The 16,239-nt window shown below is 41.0% G+C and carries 13 protein-coding genes; 4 read left to right on the top strand and 9 right to left on the bottom strand.

The genetic code is table 11. The features are described 5' to 3' along the window. Positions 1-7: 7 nt before the first annotated feature. The 6 genes from AC1D0K_RS10855 to rlmH all read right to left on the bottom strand — a co-directional run bounded on the left by AC1D0K_RS10855 (position 8) and on the right by rlmH (position 3,290). Positions 8-418, bottom strand: coding sequence for a Dabb family protein (locus AC1D0K_RS10855; RefSeq protein WP_477399408.1), 411 nt, complete (start codon positions 416-418; stop codon positions 8-10). A 34-nt stretch (positions 419-452) separates the two neighbouring features. Then, positions 453-728, bottom strand: a complete 276-nt coding sequence (locus tag AC1D0K_RS10860; RefSeq protein ID WP_477399410.1) for a hypothetical protein — start codon at positions 726-728, stop codon at positions 453-455. A 26-nt stretch (positions 729-754) separates the two neighbouring features. Beyond that, positions 755-1,228, bottom strand: a complete 474-nt coding sequence (locus tag AC1D0K_RS10865; RefSeq protein WP_477399412.1) for a hypothetical protein — start codon at positions 1,226-1,228, stop codon at positions 755-757. 15 nt (positions 1,229-1,243) lie between these two features. After that, on the bottom strand, positions 1,244-1,606 hold the full coding sequence (locus AC1D0K_RS10870; protein ID WP_477399414.1) for a hypothetical protein: 363 nt from the start codon (positions 1,604-1,606) through the stop codon (positions 1,244-1,246). Between the two features lie 24 nt (positions 1,607-1,630). After that, complete coding sequence (locus tag AC1D0K_RS10875) at positions 1,631-2,560, bottom strand: cation diffusion facilitator family transporter (protein ID WP_295721036.1); 930 nt, start codon at positions 2,558-2,560, stop codon at positions 1,631-1,633. Between the two features lie 256 nt (positions 2,561-2,816). Then, the gene (gene rlmH / locus AC1D0K_RS10880; RefSeq protein ID WP_295721035.1) at positions 2,817-3,290 is read right to left on the bottom strand and encodes a 23S rRNA (pseudouridine(1915)-N(3))-methyltransferase RlmH; all 474 of its coding nucleotides are present in this window, start codon (positions 3,288-3,290) and stop codon (positions 2,817-2,819) included. 67 nt (positions 3,291-3,357) lie between these two features. On the opposite strand from rlmH, the gene AC1D0K_RS10885 reads away from it, so the two are divergent. Then, the gene (locus tag AC1D0K_RS10885; RefSeq protein ID WP_477399416.1) at positions 3,358-5,166 is read left to right on the top strand and encodes a MutS-related protein; all 1,809 of its coding nucleotides are present in this window, start codon (positions 3,358-3,360) and stop codon (positions 5,164-5,166) included. 220 nt (positions 5,167-5,386) lie between these two features. Here the strand turns inward: AC1D0K_RS10885 and AC1D0K_RS10890 are convergent, their stop codons facing one another. From AC1D0K_RS10890 to leuS, 3 genes are all read right to left on the bottom strand, one after another. Further along, complete coding sequence (locus AC1D0K_RS10890; RefSeq protein WP_477441765.1) at positions 5,387-7,930, bottom strand: TonB-dependent receptor; 2,544 nt, start codon at positions 7,928-7,930, stop codon at positions 5,387-5,389. Positions 7,931-8,061: 131 nt separating this feature from the next. After that, entirely contained in the window at positions 8,062-9,018 is a 957-nt protein-coding gene (locus AC1D0K_RS10895; RefSeq protein ID WP_477441763.1) for an acyltransferase family protein, read from the bottom strand. A 230-nt stretch (positions 9,019-9,248) separates the two neighbouring features. Then, positions 9,249-12,077: a leucine--tRNA ligase gene (gene leuS / locus AC1D0K_RS10900; protein ID WP_477396553.1), complete on the bottom strand. Its 2,829-nt coding sequence runs from the start codon at positions 12,075-12,077 to the stop codon at positions 9,249-9,251. A 238-nt stretch (positions 12,078-12,315) separates the two neighbouring features. On the opposite strand from leuS, the gene AC1D0K_RS10905 reads away from it, so the two are divergent. From AC1D0K_RS10905 to AC1D0K_RS10915, 3 genes are all read left to right on the top strand, one after another. Then, positions 12,316-13,101, top strand: a complete 786-nt coding sequence (locus tag AC1D0K_RS10905; RefSeq protein WP_477396555.1) for a hypothetical protein — start codon at positions 12,316-12,318, stop codon at positions 13,099-13,101. 460 nt (positions 13,102-13,561) lie between these two features. After that, positions 13,562-14,341, top strand: coding sequence for a hypothetical protein (locus tag AC1D0K_RS10910; RefSeq protein ID WP_295721029.1), 780 nt, complete (start codon positions 13,562-13,564; stop codon positions 14,339-14,341). A gap of 142 nt (positions 14,342-14,483) precedes the next feature. Next, complete coding sequence (locus AC1D0K_RS10915) at positions 14,484-15,710, top strand: dicarboxylate/amino acid:cation symporter (RefSeq protein WP_477396557.1); 1,227 nt, start codon at positions 14,484-14,486, stop codon at positions 15,708-15,710. Positions 15,711-16,239 lie beyond the last annotated feature (529 nt).

Raw genomic sequence — 16,239 nt, forward strand, 5'->3', positions numbered from 1 at the left:
CCCTCCCCTACGCATCCACAGCATCATACACTATAACCTTTTCCCAAAGGTGACTGCAGTTTTTAATAAATTCGAGGTGTATGGGGTGAGTTTGATACGTAGCCTGCCCTGCAAGATCGCTGAAAAACATCAACTCAGATACTGCCCAGCTGTTATCAACTACATCGCGTTTTTCGGTACTGGCTACAACGCCTACGCGCAGCTTCCGCACGGTTTCAATCTTTGAAAGGGTTTTAACGCCGGCTACCAGCTTATCACGATCTTCAATCGAAGCCGGGTTTTTAAGCCAGAAAAACACATGGTGAACTACTGGCCATTCTTCTTTTTGTTGAACTAATGGCAATGCCGACGCAGCTACCGTGCCTGCTGCAAGGGCTGCTGTGGTGGTTATAAATTTTCTTCTGTTGGAGGTGCTCATATAGGTTAAATAATGAGCGTTAAATTAGGAAGAATTATTTGAAAACTTCAAATCCCTGCGGAAACCAAATACCTCGCCAACTTGGTGAAAACATATTGGGTAAAATATGCCCGGCATCTAAAGTAGTAACATCTACGTTTTCAATTAGCTTTTTAATTGGCGGGATGGAATTACCCTCAAATACATTTCTTTGGATTATGAAAATGGCATCCTCATAATTATGCGCGGTAACACCACAACCAAGAACCAAACCAGGAGGACGTTTATCAATGTTGGTAAACTCAAATTCAAACCAATATCTTATAAGCATATCAATTGTAGTAATGAGCCTGAAGTTTATTTAGATATTTTCAAAGAAACATTTTCCATGTTACTCATCAAAGTGCTTTTCATAAATGATACTTTAGCTTCTAAAAGTTCCGCTAATTCTATTGTTGGTTCTGCACAAAAGGGATAACATTCATCAATTGATTTGCCTCCTTTTATGTGATTGATCCAATCTTCGGCTAACCGGATATAATCCTCTAAAACCTCAGTAGTTGATTTAGGTCCGTAAGTATCCAGATACATGGAGGGAATGTCGCCAACAATCACCCATAAAAAATTATCCATGGTACTTTGAGTATTCTCTATTTCAAATAGAAATATGCAAAATATGCTACCGAGATTAGTGTATAGAAAACTGTTCTTTATTTCCCGGCACCATTTAAATCCAAGCAAATAACGCACAGATTTTTTATAAACAGCAGGTAATTCATGATAGAAATCAACTTCGTTTGTGATATTTTTAAAGTTGATTGGATAAGTCATTATATACTATCGTACTTAAAATAAATAAGCTTCAAGCTCATTGCTCATCACAAAATCATTGTCATTTTCAGAAACACCTTCAGTGTGATAAGGATCGCCGGAAAAATAAAACTTTCCTTCTATCTCAAAAAACTTTAGATCTTCAACGTCATAAAATGCATAATTTGATTTATGGTAAAAGCAATATTCAACAACATCTTTAAATGTCAGCATCACTTTCAAATCAACTTTAGCGCGACGGCATAAGTGGAAATAAATATCAATCTGTAAAGTATGTTCTGCTAAATGGATGTCAAATTTGCTTATTGTTGCGTCGAGTAAAGTCCTGTTTCCGGTTAGATAACTTATTACTTCTGCATTCTTTCCTATATATTCCATTCTTGAATATTTAAGCAATCTCCGCTACAAGCAATCTACATGCTTGCACTCCTCATCGGCAAACTCCGGCTCAAAAGTGCTATGGTTAATATCCATGTGTTGCAGGCGGTGCCGCAGATCATGCTTGATGCTATCAAAATCGGCAACAGCTTCGGGCTTAATAACCAGGTGGGCAGTCAGGGCATTTTCTGTAGTGCTTAGTGCCCAAACGTGCATGTGGTGCACATCTAAAACGCCTTTGCCTTTCATTAGTTCGGCTTTTATCTTTTCCAGGTCCATTTCGGCAGGTACGCCATCCATTTCCAGGCGCAGGCTGGCTTTTAACAGTCCCCAGGTGCCGCGAAGTATCACTACCGCAATTACTATACTCACTACGCTATCTATCCAGTACAGGCGGGTAAAATAAATAATAATGCCCGATATCACTACGCCGAAAGATACAATGGCATCAACCGCCATGTGCAGGTACGCTCCTTTAATATTAAGATCGGTATCCTTATCCTTTACAAAAAGCCAGGCGGTAAGCGCGTTGATGCCTATCCCTATAAAAGCTACCCAGGCCATTGTTCCGCCGGATATGGTTTCGGGATTTATAAAGCGCATTATCGCCTCATAAACTATAAACCCAACCGCAACAAACAGGATCATAGCATTAAAGAAAGATACGATGATGGTTGATCGTTTATAGCCGTACGTATATTTGCTATTGGAACTTACTTTAGTGAGTTTAAAGGCCAGCAAAGCCAGGGCCAGCGAAGCTACATCGCTCAGGTTATGCCCGGCATCTGTTAACAACGACAGAGAATGGGTTACAAAACCGGCTACAGCCTCCACAATCACAAACACCGAGTTTAATATAATACCGATGATGAACGCATTGTTCAAATGATCTAACTTGGGGGCATGATCATGATGATGATGACCGTGTGCATGAGAATGATCGTGACCTGACATATAGCAAAGGTACGAAATATGATTTTAGATGCGTGGATTTCAGATGTGCAGATTGTTTGTCTTAATCAAAAGTTCATGTGAACAGCGATTAACATTTGGTAATATTTTTGTCTGAACCGGAATTTTTAGAATTGAAGAATTAATAGAATTTCTGAACACGGGATTTTAAAATTCGAATAATTCCATCAATTCGTGTAATTACGGTTCAGACAATCAAACAATCATCTGCACATCTGAAATCTGCACATCTGCACATCTATTCATGATGATACGGCTCACCTTTCATGATCGTAAACGCCCGGTACAGCTGCTCTACAAAAAACAGGCGAACCATTTGATGCGAGAATGTCATTCGGGAAAGGGCGATTTTATCATTTGCCCTTTGATACACCGATTGATCAAAACCATAGGGACCACCAATAACAAATACCAGGGTGGCTGATGAGCTGAGCTCCTTTTTACTAATATAGGCCGCAAATTGGGTCGACGAATATTCGGTACCCTTTTCATCCATCAGTATCACATGGTCAAGCGGTGCTATTTTTTTGAGAATCAGCTCGGCTTCTTTAGCCTTTTGCTGCTCGGCAGTGAGCGACTTGGTATTTTTCAGTTCGTTAATTTCAACTATTTCTATTTTAGTGTAATGCTTCAGGCGCTTTACATATTTATCTATGCCCTCTTTTAAATAGGCATCTTCGGTTTTGCCAACAGTTAAAAACGTGATCTTCATATCTGAAACAAATAAACGTTTATTTGAAATATATGTGTTTATTTAGCCTCAACTTTTTTAACAAAAAATGGAACAGGATATTATTAACGATTACAATCAAAGGGCCAGCGCAGCACAGCAGGAAGCCGCTAAATATAAAAAGCTGGCCAATACCTATTCGTTACTCAGACTAAGTATTTTCGCGCTGATTGTTGTAGCTATCAGCATTGCCGTGCAGCAAGATAATTTCACTATTGTGGCGGTGGCTTTTGTTGTTCTTATTTTTGCTTTTGCCTGGCTGGTATCGCGGCAAGGGCGGTTCGAAAAGCTGAAACAATACTTTGATGATCTGCAAAAAGTAACCCTTAACGAAGTTGCCAGCATACAAACCCACGCCAATATTTATAACGATGGAGCCCGCTTTGCCAGCGAAAAACATTTTTACACTGCCGACCTGGATATTTTTGGCAATGCATCCCTGTATCAACTGGTAAACCGCACCGCTACATCAATCGGTAATGCCAAACTCGCCGATTGGTTTGACGAACCATCAATCAAAGAGATTATTTTACCAAGACAGGAAGCGATTAAAGAAATAGCAACTAAAAAAGATTGGAAACTGGAGATCCAAACCCGCCTGCTATTTGGTATTCAGCAGGATGCTAATCAGCTTAAAAACCTGTTTAAATACCTGCACCTTCCATTGGATATGCCCGGCGAAAAATGGCTTGCGCTATATGCCAAAATTGCCCCTTATTTATTTACAGGTATATTAATACTGGCATGGTTTATCCCCCAGGCAAAACTGGCTGCAATTATAATTGGTATAGCCAATATGGGTATCGTGTTTTCAAAGGTCATGTATATCAGCAAGGCAGATATGATTGCCGGTAAAATTGGCAATACGCTAACCAACTATGCCGATGTATTTAAACGCATTGAAGAAGAGCAATGGCATGCCACCTATAACGTTTCACATGCAGGAATGTTAAAATCCGGTAAAACATCCGGCAAAATAAAAGAGCTGGCTTCACTCATCAATAAACTCAATTATCATTTAAATATGATAGTAGGCTTTATTTTAAACCTGTTTTTTTTGTGGGATATACGCCAGGTTATTGCCATAGAAAACTGGAAACGCCAAAATACCGAGAGCCTGGAAACAGCCTTTGATGTAATTGCCGAATTTGAAGCGCTTATCAGCCTGTCTGGACTGGCAGTTAACTATCCCGACTGGGCTTTTCCGCAAATTGAGGATAAACCTGGTTATACACTCATTGCGCAATCCCTTGCCCACCCGCTTATTAGTGCCGCAAAACGTATTGAAAATAATTATGAGCTGGAAGACACCCACAAGATTGACATCATTACCGGATCAAATATGGCGGGCAAGAGCACCTTTTTACGCACCATTGGCATAAATACTGTACTGGCCCTTTGCGGTGCACCTGTATGCGCTAAAAGCATGCGTGTTTCTGTAATAACCATGATTACCTATATGCGTATAAAGGATTCGCTGAACGAAAGCACATCCACCTTTAAAGCCGAACTTGACCGCCTCCAAATGCTGCTTGCCGCAGTAGAGAATCATCCCAAGATATTTTTCCTGATTGATGAAATGCTGCGCGGCACCAACTCGGTTGATAAATACCTCGGTTCAAAAGCGGTAATAGAGCAGCTGATCCGTAAAAACGCGGTTGGCATGGTTGCTACTCATGATTTGCAGATTGCCCGCCTGGAAGATAAATACCCTGATTATGTACGCAACTTCTACTTCGATATCCAGGTAAAAGATGGTGAAATGCTGTTTGACTATAAAATCAAACACGGTGAATGCAAAACCTTTAATGCTTCGTTATTGCTGAAGCAGATAGGAATTGACGTAGAAGCGGGATAGAAGGGAGAGAGTAAGCATAACGCAAAAATCCTCTCCCCCGAAGTCATCCTGAACTTGTTTCAGGACCCCACAGGACAGGTTGCCAACATGCTGTACACCTTGCAAATGGGATGCCGAAACAAGTTCGGCATGACCTTATGGAACATAAAAAGGGCCGGAAGAATAAATCTCCCGGCCCTTATATTTTTCAAGTCTTTATTCCCGACTCTAATTTATTAACCTATCGTCCGCCTGCTGGGGTATTACCCTGTCCACCCTGATCACCTTGTTTAAGGTCATCATTGTTTACACCTTTTTTCTGTTGCTGCGGATTGCTGAAACTTAGTTTACCAAAGCTATAGCTAAACGTTAAACCAAATGAACGGAACGGAAACGCAGTTGAACTGGTTTGTGTAAATGAAGCATTGCTGATGTTGGAGTCAAAATGTTTGTCCCTGGCAAATGGCTGTACAGTGTTAAAACCGATAGCCAGTTTTTTATCCATAAACTGTTTCTTAAAACCAAATGCATATATCCCAAACGCGGGGTTAGTACCCTGGATGGTTCTGCGTGATGAATTGGTAAAGCCAAATAATTCTGCCAGAAAGTTATGTGGAAACTGGTATGAAGCACTTCCAAAAGCAGAATATTGAAAATAAACACCTGTTTTTGATGCAGCAATATCATACTGAGGGAATATAGACGGATTATAAGTATAAGCGTTAATGCTGGCACGGATGGTAAGTGGCTTTATCGGGTTTATCGACCCAAAGAAACTTGCACCAAATGAATTGTTTCTGCCAACATTTTGATACGCTGTACGGGTTCCGTTTATTACCTGGCCATTTATTTTTTCACTTAAAGTATCTGCAATACCTTCTATCAGGTTATTGGTATGCTTGTAATAAACCGAAAAGTTAAGCACAGATGATTTTACGAACTTATTGATGTTTAACTCCACAGTTTGTGATACCTCGGGCGATAAATTCACGTTACCCACAGTTTGGCTTTGTACGTTACTACGGTTAATGAATGGATTTAAAAACTGCAAACTTGGCCTTTGAATACGCTTGCTGTATGATAGCTTTAAAGTTTGGCTACCCAACTGTTTTTGTATGGTTAAGCTTGGTACATAAGTAGTATAGCTGGACGAGAACGGTTTTAAATCCTGGTAAAGGTCGCCCAATTTATTAGGGTCCTGGAAAGGATTTTGTGGATCACCTTTTATCCTTGTGTTTTCAACCCTACCACCTACAAGCAACGAGTAGCTTTTAGGCAAAGTGAAGGTTAATACCGCATAGCCAGCATATACATTTTGATTATAGTTATACAGGTTGGAGTTTAATGAATCACGTAACCCGTTATTGCCAAGGCTGTCTGTGTTAAATATATCATAGTTACTATTGATACGGCGTTGTATGGTTTTGCCACCAGCCTCAATCTTTAGCACTTTACTTACCGGCAATGTATAATCACCCTGGAAAGTATATTCGTTGTTTTTACCATTGTTAGCGCCCATTTGGCTTGGGTTAACCGCGGTAAATAAGTTGGTATAATTAGTTGTAATTATACTATGGCTCCATTGGCCCGAAAGGGTAAACTCTTCTCCCTCTTTTTTAAACTTGTGCGTATAATCAAGATTCCAGTCAAAACCGCCAAAGTGATTATGCGATTGGGTTGTGCTTTTGTAATTGCTTACTATACCTGCTAAATCAACATTATTGATTCCTTTTCCATCAGTATTAAAACCACCGTCATTAAGTCTGAAAGTGCTGTTAAAGCTGTTAAAAGCATTAACCTCATAACCCATAGTTACAGAACCAATTGCCCCATGCCTTTTAATACGGCTTGATGAATTATTGTAGTTATGGCGGATAACCTCCCCATTTTCACCTCTAAAAACCTGATCAAAGTTTGTTGTTGATGTTTGCGGCCAGGTTAAGTTCCCTCCCGCGTTAATGCCCAGGCTAAACCTGTTTTTGTTATAGTTTAAGTTAACGTTACCGTTATTTTGACGGGTACCTACGCCACCGCTTACCGAACCACTAAAACCCGAAACATTTTTTTGTTTGGTAATAATGTTGATGATACCACCAGAACCTTCCGCATCATATTTTGCTGATGGAGATGTTACCACCTCGATACTTTTGATCTGATCGGCAGGAATGGTTTTTAAAACATCAGCTAAACTGGCCGATGTTGCCCCCGATGGTTTACCGTTAATTAATACACGAACGTTTTGGTCGCCACGGATAGACACGTTACCGTTAATATCCACAGCCACCAATGGCACTTTTTGCAGCACATCGGTAGCGTTACCACCGGCAGATGTAAGATCCTTTTCGGCATTGTAAACAATCTTATCTATTTTGTTTTCAATCAGTGGCGCCTGGCCAACTACATTAACCGTAGCCAATGTTTTTGCCCCCGGAGATATAAAAACAGCGCCCATTTTATTATCCGGCTTTGAAGCTGTAGTAGTTATTGGCTCAATTGTTTTTGATGGATACCCGATAAAAGATATAACCAGTTTATAAGAACCTGGCTTTACGTTATCTAATTTAAAGTTTCCTTTTTCGTCGGTTAAAACGCCGTTTATCGGCGATTTACCACCACTGCGGTATAAGCCTACAGTAGTATAATCCATTGGCTTTTTTGTAATTGAATCTATAACGGTACCTGAAATACGACCAACAATGCTTGGGCCGCCACCACCCACACTAAACTGGGCTTTGGCCGAAAGAGTAAAACAAAAAAGTGCTATTAGTATGTAAAAACGTTTCATTTATTATATATTTTCGTAATTGGAGGCGAAAATACTTCAAATGTTACACCGTAAACCTTTATTTTTTCAATAAAGCTCCTTTTGTCATGTATATGTTACACTAAGTTAATACAGCTAAACACCATGCCTATTTATATTTTATAAGCAACTTTTTTGGAAAGTTTTATACAAGGCCCTTCCACCAGTAAATAAAATAGCCACGCAAATAACACACTCACTATAATCCCTGTCATAAACTCCAATCCTTTAAAAATAAATGTTTTGGGTAACAGCGTACCTAAATATACCACAAGGTTGCTGCCAATCATATCATGTGTAAGGTATAATGAAAACGAGATCCGGGAGAGGAAACTAATTACAGGGTGTTTTTTTAAAGGTAACAACAACAGCCCCAAAGCAAATAATGCAGCACAGGTTGGCAGCCAGCCAAGGGTATATATACCACATGTAGTTATCAAAATACCTAAAACCAATACTTCTATTAAGTTTTTCCCTTTTACCAGGTATAGGTAATACAAAATGCCCAACGCAAACACCGGAAAGCTATTGATCAAACCGGCCTCCGGTACATTTATCATGATGGGCAAAATACTTAATAGTAACACCAACCATTGCCCCCATTTACTGGTAAACAAAGGGAAACACAGGGCAACAAACAGGTAATATTGAAACTCGATACCCAAAGTCCAATAAACCGGACTAAGATAAGATTGCCCTACAAAGGTATTGAGGTAAGCCAAATGGCATAAGGCGTTAAACCAGTCGGGGCTATAATTTTCTACCCAAAAAAATTTAATAATGATGGCCAGCGCAATAGAAATAATATAGGGAGGCTCGATGCGGATAATACGTTTTAAAATAAAACGCCCGCTTAATTTCCAGGTATAGTTTTGCGGGATGGCCCAGCAAATGATAAAACCCGAGAGCAGAAAAAACATGTATACACCCAGCCAGCCATACTTTAAAACCGGCAGGGCTTTACCTCCCAAATGAAAAAGCGCAACAGCCATAGCAGCAATGGCGCGGATATAATCAACCTGCGGTATATGCTTTTTTTGCTGCGTACTGATCGGGGGTATTGTTAGCACATCCACTTAAACCGGGTTAATTACGAAATTAAAAAAAGACTTTTTTTGTCATCCTGAACATAGTGAAGGATCTATTATGCACTATGCTTCTTCGCCCTGTAAAGTCTGCGAATAGATCCTTCACTATGTTCAGGATGACAAATTTTTTAAAACGTCATTTATTGAAAAATGATCGTCAATGACATTTTCCAGAACATACTACTGGGTTGACAAATATTTAAACCGGCTGTCTACACAACCATATTCACAATCCGGCCTTTAACAACAATCACCTTTTTAGGGGCTTTGCCGTCGAGATATTTTTGTACATCGGCGCTGGCTAAAACAGCAGCTTCTATTTCCTTTACATCAAGGCTTAATGAAATACTGAGGTTCATTTTCATTTTACCGTTGATAGATATCGGGTATGCAAATTCATCCTCAATTAAGTACGAACTGATGAACTTAGGAAAAGGCGCGTACGACAATGTACCAGCCGGGTTACCCAGCAATGTCCATAATTCTTCGCAAATATGTGGGGCGTATGGCGATAGTATGATCACCATATCCTGCAATATCGCGCGGTTATTACATTTCAGGTCGGTTAGTTCATTAACGGCGATCATGAAGCTGGAAACCGAGGTATTGAACGAGAAGCGTTCCACATCTTCCTCCACCTTGCGGATGATCTTATGTAATGATTTTAACTCGGCTTTTGAAGGCTCGGCATTAGATACACTAAATTCCCATGCCTCGTTATGGAACATCCTCCAGAATTTACGCAGGAATTTGAACACCCCCTCAATACCATTGGTATTCCATGGCTTGCTCTGCTCCAGCGGACCAAGAAACATCTCGTACATGCGCAGGGTATCAGCACCGTAACGGCTAATGATGTCATCCGGGTTCACAACATTGAACTTGGATTTTGACATTTTTTCAACTTCATGCCCACACACGTATTTGCCATTTTCCAGTATAAATTCCGCAGTATCAAATTCAGGCCTGAATTTTTTGAATTTCTCCAAATTCAGAATCTCGTTCTCTACAATATTCACATCAACATGTATTGGCGATGTTTTATATTGTTTGATCAACCCATGTGATACAAACGTATTTGTTCCGCGTCCTTCCTCATCAATCAAACGGTATACAAAGTTGCTTCTACCCTGTATCATCCCCTGGTTAATTAACTTTTTAAACGGCTCATCTTCAACCACCAGGTCAAGATCCTTTAAAAACTTGTTCCAGAAACGGCTATACAATAAGTGGCCGGTAGCGTGTTCGCTGCCACCGATATACAAGTCAACATCTTTCCAATATTCAATAGCCTCTCTTGATGCAAACTCCTTATCGTTTTTTGCATCCATATAACGGTACCAGTACCAGCTTGAGCCAGCCCAGCCCGGCATGGTCGAAAGTTCGTAATGATAGCTCGCACCATCACCCCCCGTTTCACTCTTGTAGCTCCACCCCTCAGCTCTGCCTAATGGAGGTTCGCCGCTTTCAGTTGGCAGGTATTTGTCAACCTCGGGCAATAACAATGGCAGGTGATTTTCTTCAATTAAATGTGGCAAGCCCTCTTTAAAATAAACCGGTACCGGCTCGCCCCAATAACGCTGACGGCCAAAAATAGCATCACGCATCCTGAAGTTTATTTTCGCTTTACCGGCGCCAATTGACTCCAGTTTGGCAATAACGGCTGCTGTACCTGCTTTATAGTCCAGCCCGTTCATAAAGTCGGAGTTGATATATTTACCTTCCTTGGTAGGGTCGGCCTCGGTTTCAATATTTTGTATATCGAGGATAGGTACTATCGGCAGGTTAAAATGTTTGGCAAACAAATAATCGCGCTGATCTCCCGATGGCACAGCCATTACAGCCCCGGTACCATATCCGGCTAAAACGTAATCAGCAATCCAGATCTGGATCTTTTCGCCATTAAGCGGATTCAACACATAGCTCCCGGTAAACGCGCCCGAAACCGTTTTGGCATCAGCCATCCTATCCAGTTCCGATTTCTTTTTGGTTACAGCTATATAAGCATCGATATCTGCCTTTTGCTCTGGCGTGGTTAAAGTTGCCACCAACTCATGCTCGGGAGCTATCACCAAAAATGTAACACCAAAAATGGTATCAACACGGGTAGTGAAAACTTCGATGTAATCGTGAGTGGTAAGTTGTATGTGGTGAGTAGTTTTATCTATCGGAAATTTAACACTGGCACCGGTGCTTTTACCTATCCAGTTCCTTTGCATCTCTTTTAATGGCTCGGGCCAGTCAATAGTATCCAGTCCCTGCAATAATCTTTCGGCATAGGCGGTAATGCGCATGCTCCATTGCATCATTTTCTTTTGCTCAACCGGGTAGCCGCCGCGCTCGCTAAAGCCGTCTTTTACTTCGTCATTAGCCAGTACGGTTCCTAAAGCGGGGCACCAGTTTACGGTACTTTCGCGCAGGTAGGTAAGGCGGTATTTTAAAAGTTCGGCCTGCTGCTTTGGGTTGCTCATGCCATTCCATTCACCGGCGGTAAAACTTAATATTTCTTCATCACATACAGCGTTGATGCCAGCAGACCCCTCTTGCTCAAAATGAGCAACCAGTTTGGCAATAGATTCGGCCTTGTTTGCATCCTTATTATACCAGCTGTTAAACAACTGCATAAAGATCCACTGTGTCCATTTATAATAATCGGGCGAACTGGTGCGCACCTCGCGACTCCAATCAAAAGAGAAACCAATCTGATCCAGCTGGCGGCGGTAGGTAGCAATATTATCTTCGGTAGTAACCGCAGGGTGTTGCCCTGTTTGTATGGCATACTGCTCGGCCGGTAAGCCAAAACTATCATAACCCATGGGGTGCAGCACGTTAAACCCTTTTAACCGTTTATAACGTGCAAAAATATCAGATGCGATGTAGCCCAGCGGGTGACCCACATGCAGCCCCGCACCCGATGGGTAAGGGAACATATCCAGTACATAATACTTGGGTTTGGCGCTTTTATCTTCGGCTTTAAACGTTCCGTTCTGTGCCCAAAACTGCTGCCATTTTTGCTCTATATCCTTAAATTGATAGTCCATTTTATTGTTTACGCGTATGAGGTTGCGAAATTAAGAAAATCTCTATTAGTATGGTAGTTTATTGGCGATTAGTTGATTAACCTATTCCTTTTAAGGTACATAACCTTTGTTATACTTGCAAAACCCTCCATAATAACATCATCCTCATCATTATTAATAGATATTAATATTTTTAGTTAACTAATTATATAATTAACCGTATTAAAGTTAAATTTGGTGACACTTATTAAACTTAAACATGAAACACAATTACAAACTGCTTTTATTAGCCTTATTATGCGTGGCCTTCACATGGTCGGCCTGCAGAAAATTAAAAGACGAACCCAACACCAGCACAGTTAGCACCAAAGTAGTTAGCACACAAATGGCTTCAAGCCTTAGCGAATCTTTGTATGGCGCACAAGGTGGCTTTAGCATCGAAGATGGTATTGACTACCCAAGCAACCTTGATTTTGCTCACAAAGGCAAAATTAAAATTCAATCAAACCATCACCTGGTTTGCGGTTTTAAAATTGATACCACCTTCTCGGCCAACTTTGATACCGACAGTGCAAAGCTCGACCTGTGGGAAAAAATCAAGTACGAAGTTTTGTGCACCAACAGCATACCTTCAAGCGTAAATGTTAATGATAGCTTACGTTTAGTTATAGTTGGTGGCGGCAATAACATTACAGCAAAATATGGCAAAAGCTTTTTATTAAAAAGCCTTAGCCCGGGTCAAACAGGCGCAAAACTTCAGCTGGATGGCAAGTTGAACTTATCTGTAAACGGCACCTATAAAGAAAACACCACTACAAAAGCCGTTGCAGCTTCATACAACTTCAGTTTATCTGCGCTGGTTATTGACCGCTCTGCAGATGCTGATATTATAAGCGGAACAGGAAAATTTTCTACCAAAGGAACTTATGATAAAGGCACCTGGAATTACTCGGGAACCATAGTATTCATCGGTGGCCATAAAGCCAAGGTTACTATTAATGGCGACGTTTACACCATAAACATTAAAACCGGACAGGTGTTATAACCCGAACTTAAAATATGTACCCCCCGACTACTATCGGGGAAATTGCTATAAAAAAACCACGAAGTCATGTCGACTATTTCGGCATCCCACATTACAGGTCAACAACATTATATTGCAGACTTTGCATGTGGGGTGCCGAAACAAGTTCGGCATGACTTCTGTTTTATAGGTCTTTGTCTAAAAAGTCCTTTGTCCAAAGATCCTTGCTCCAAAAGTCCTTGCTCCTTACTCCAAAAATCCCAAAATCCGTAGCGGGAAATTAAACATTGCAAACAATTCCCCATTTGGTGCAAAACACACCCCTCCCGCAACCAAAAAACAAGCTTTCAGCCGGCAAATCTTTAACTGAAAATTAATTAATTATTCCGTTTTAGGGTATTAAAATATCCTTTGATATATAATGTATGATTGGAATATTTATTGAGTATCGTTTTCCAATAAAAATATCTAAATCAAAATCATGAATCTAAACCTACGCATCGTATTGCCGTTACTAATGGGTGTTGTCATTTCTTATTCGGCATGTAAAAAAACTGAAAATACCGCTACCCCTACCACCCCCAATACCCCGGCTACAACCCAGGCAAGTGTTGAAATTGGTAAAAACCTTGCACAATCAATTGTTGGTGCTTTTGGCGGCGCCAGTATTAAAGATGGGGTTAATCCATCTGCCAGTTTTTCAACATCAAAGCTTAAAGTACAAAGCAACAATTACAATTGCGGCTTTTATATTGATACCAGCTTAAACCTTACTTTTAACCAGGGCGATACCTTAAAGGCGCATAAAACAGGTGGCGTAAACTATTACTTTGTATGCAACAATAACAAAACCATAGGATACGATCTGATAGATTCCATTACTACAAAAGGCAGCGGCCCTGGCTATGCTTTTACTTATGCCATTATTCAGGATTACCACGTAAGAGGTTTAAATACCAACAATTCCAATTTCTCACTGGATGGAAAATTAAAATCTTTTACCGATAATCAATACACCAAGTATAACACGTTCATGTCTGTTCATAACGTTTATAACTTTAGCAATCTGTACGTACATGCCGATGATAACTTTGATATCACAAGCGGCTCTGCAACTTTTAATTCAAAAGGAAAAACCAATGGCGGCGGATGGGATTATAGTGGAACACTTAAATTCTTAGGCAATCATAAAGCTCAAATGACATTTTTAAACCACGAATACCTTGTTGATTTACTAACAGGCGAAGTAAAGCCTAATTAACACAAGGCATTAAATAATAAAAGAGCTCTCTTCGGTTTCCGGAGGGAGCTCTTTTTTGTTATAATCAGAACTAATAACTTATTATATTGGCAAAATAAAACCTTTTGCTCCCCCCTTAGGGAACTTGAGGGATTGTTAAACCATGAAACGCCTATTCTCAAACCTCTCCTTCCAGGTTCTTATCGCTATTACCCTCGGTGTCATCGTCGGACTAAACTTTAAGGGCTTTGCCCCAACTGCCGAACTCATTAGCAAAACATTCATCAGCCTAATCACCATGCTGATAGCGCCAATCATATTTTTTACCATCGTGCTGGGCATTGCCGGCATGAGCGATATGAAAAAGGTGGGCCGCGTGGGTGGCAAGGCCTTGCTTTACTTTGAAATAGTTACATCATTCGCGCTTATCATTGGCGTTGCCGTGGCCAATATTGTTAAACCCGGCGCTGGCTTTGTAAACCATGCCGTTGCCGATACCAGTAAGCTTGCCGTGTATGAAAAAGCTGCCGCCGAAATGCACTGGGGCGATTTCATTGCTCACATTGTACCCGGCAACGTGTTTGAGGCTTTTGCCAAAGGCGATATATTACAGATCCTGTTCTTCGCTATTTTGTTTGGCATCGGGCTAAGTCGCATGGGCGAAACCGGGCAATCAGTTATCCAACTGTTTGATAAGCTGTCAAAAGTATTCTTCAACATCATGAAAATTGTGATGAAGGTAGCCCCTTTGGGCGCATTCGGGGGGATGGCATTTACCATCAGTAAGTACGGTTTAAAAACGTTACAGCCATTAGCTATCCTGATGGGCTCGGTTTATTTAACCATGTTCCTGTTCATCTTTGTGGTGCTGAATATCATTTGCCGCATCTACAAATTCAGCCTTTGGCAATACCTTAAATACATCCGCGAGGAAATATTGATTGTGCTGGGGACATCCTCGTCCGAGTCGGCCCTGCCGGCCATGATGGAGAAGATGGAAAAATTCGGCTGCTCCAAATCAGTGGTGGGCCTGGTGATCCCTACCGGTTATTCCTTTAATTTGGATGGCACTACCATTTACTTATCTATGTGTGTGATTTTTTTGGCGCAGGTATTTAATGTACCGCTATCTCTTGCCCAGCAATTAACTATCATAGGCATCCTGATGATCACTTCAAAGGGCGCGGCCGGTGTTACCGGCAGTGGCTTTATTGTATTGAGCAGCACACTGGCGGCTATTAAAATTATCCCGGTAGAAGGTTTGGCTATCCTGATAGGTGTAGACAGGTTTATGTCAGAAGCGCGTGCCATCACCAATGTAATTGGCAATGGTGTAGCTACTATTGTGATTGCGAAAAGCGAGGGGGAGTTTAGATCACCGACTGCCTGAAGGGGGAGTTTTTTATTAGAAAGTTAGATTTATGCTCTTAACATATCTGCGATGATTTTTGCGCTCAAAATTATAATCATGTTCGCCGGAATGGGCTATACACTGGCTTATTTCATACCCGGAATTTTGGGAGATAAAAAGAAGCTTAAAAAAGCTGGAATAATCTTCATTTCTTCATGGGTGTTGTTGGGGCTTATCGGCGCAATTGAATTTCTTCTTATCTAAGGCTTGGTTTGCTTGCGTTGTCAACGAGTAAGATATTAAATTCGAATTGTATCCGGGCGTTTCCCGCTGATAGAAGCGGGCCGGGCTTTCCCCTCATACGCCTGCAGGCATTATGCTCGTTGGCCGGTACCCGGTACAATCCCTTACGCGAAAATTGGGATGACCAAAATTCGGGGTGAAACTAACATCATGGATTTGCAAATTATAAAGTCATGAGTACTCCACGCTTTTGGCCAGGGCTGCATACTCGCGCCAAATGGGGGGTTCAACCATGCGACAAGAAATATACTGTTGAAGAGTGGAA

The sequence above is a fragment of the Mucilaginibacter sp. P1_A3 genome (assembly GCF_056406855.1).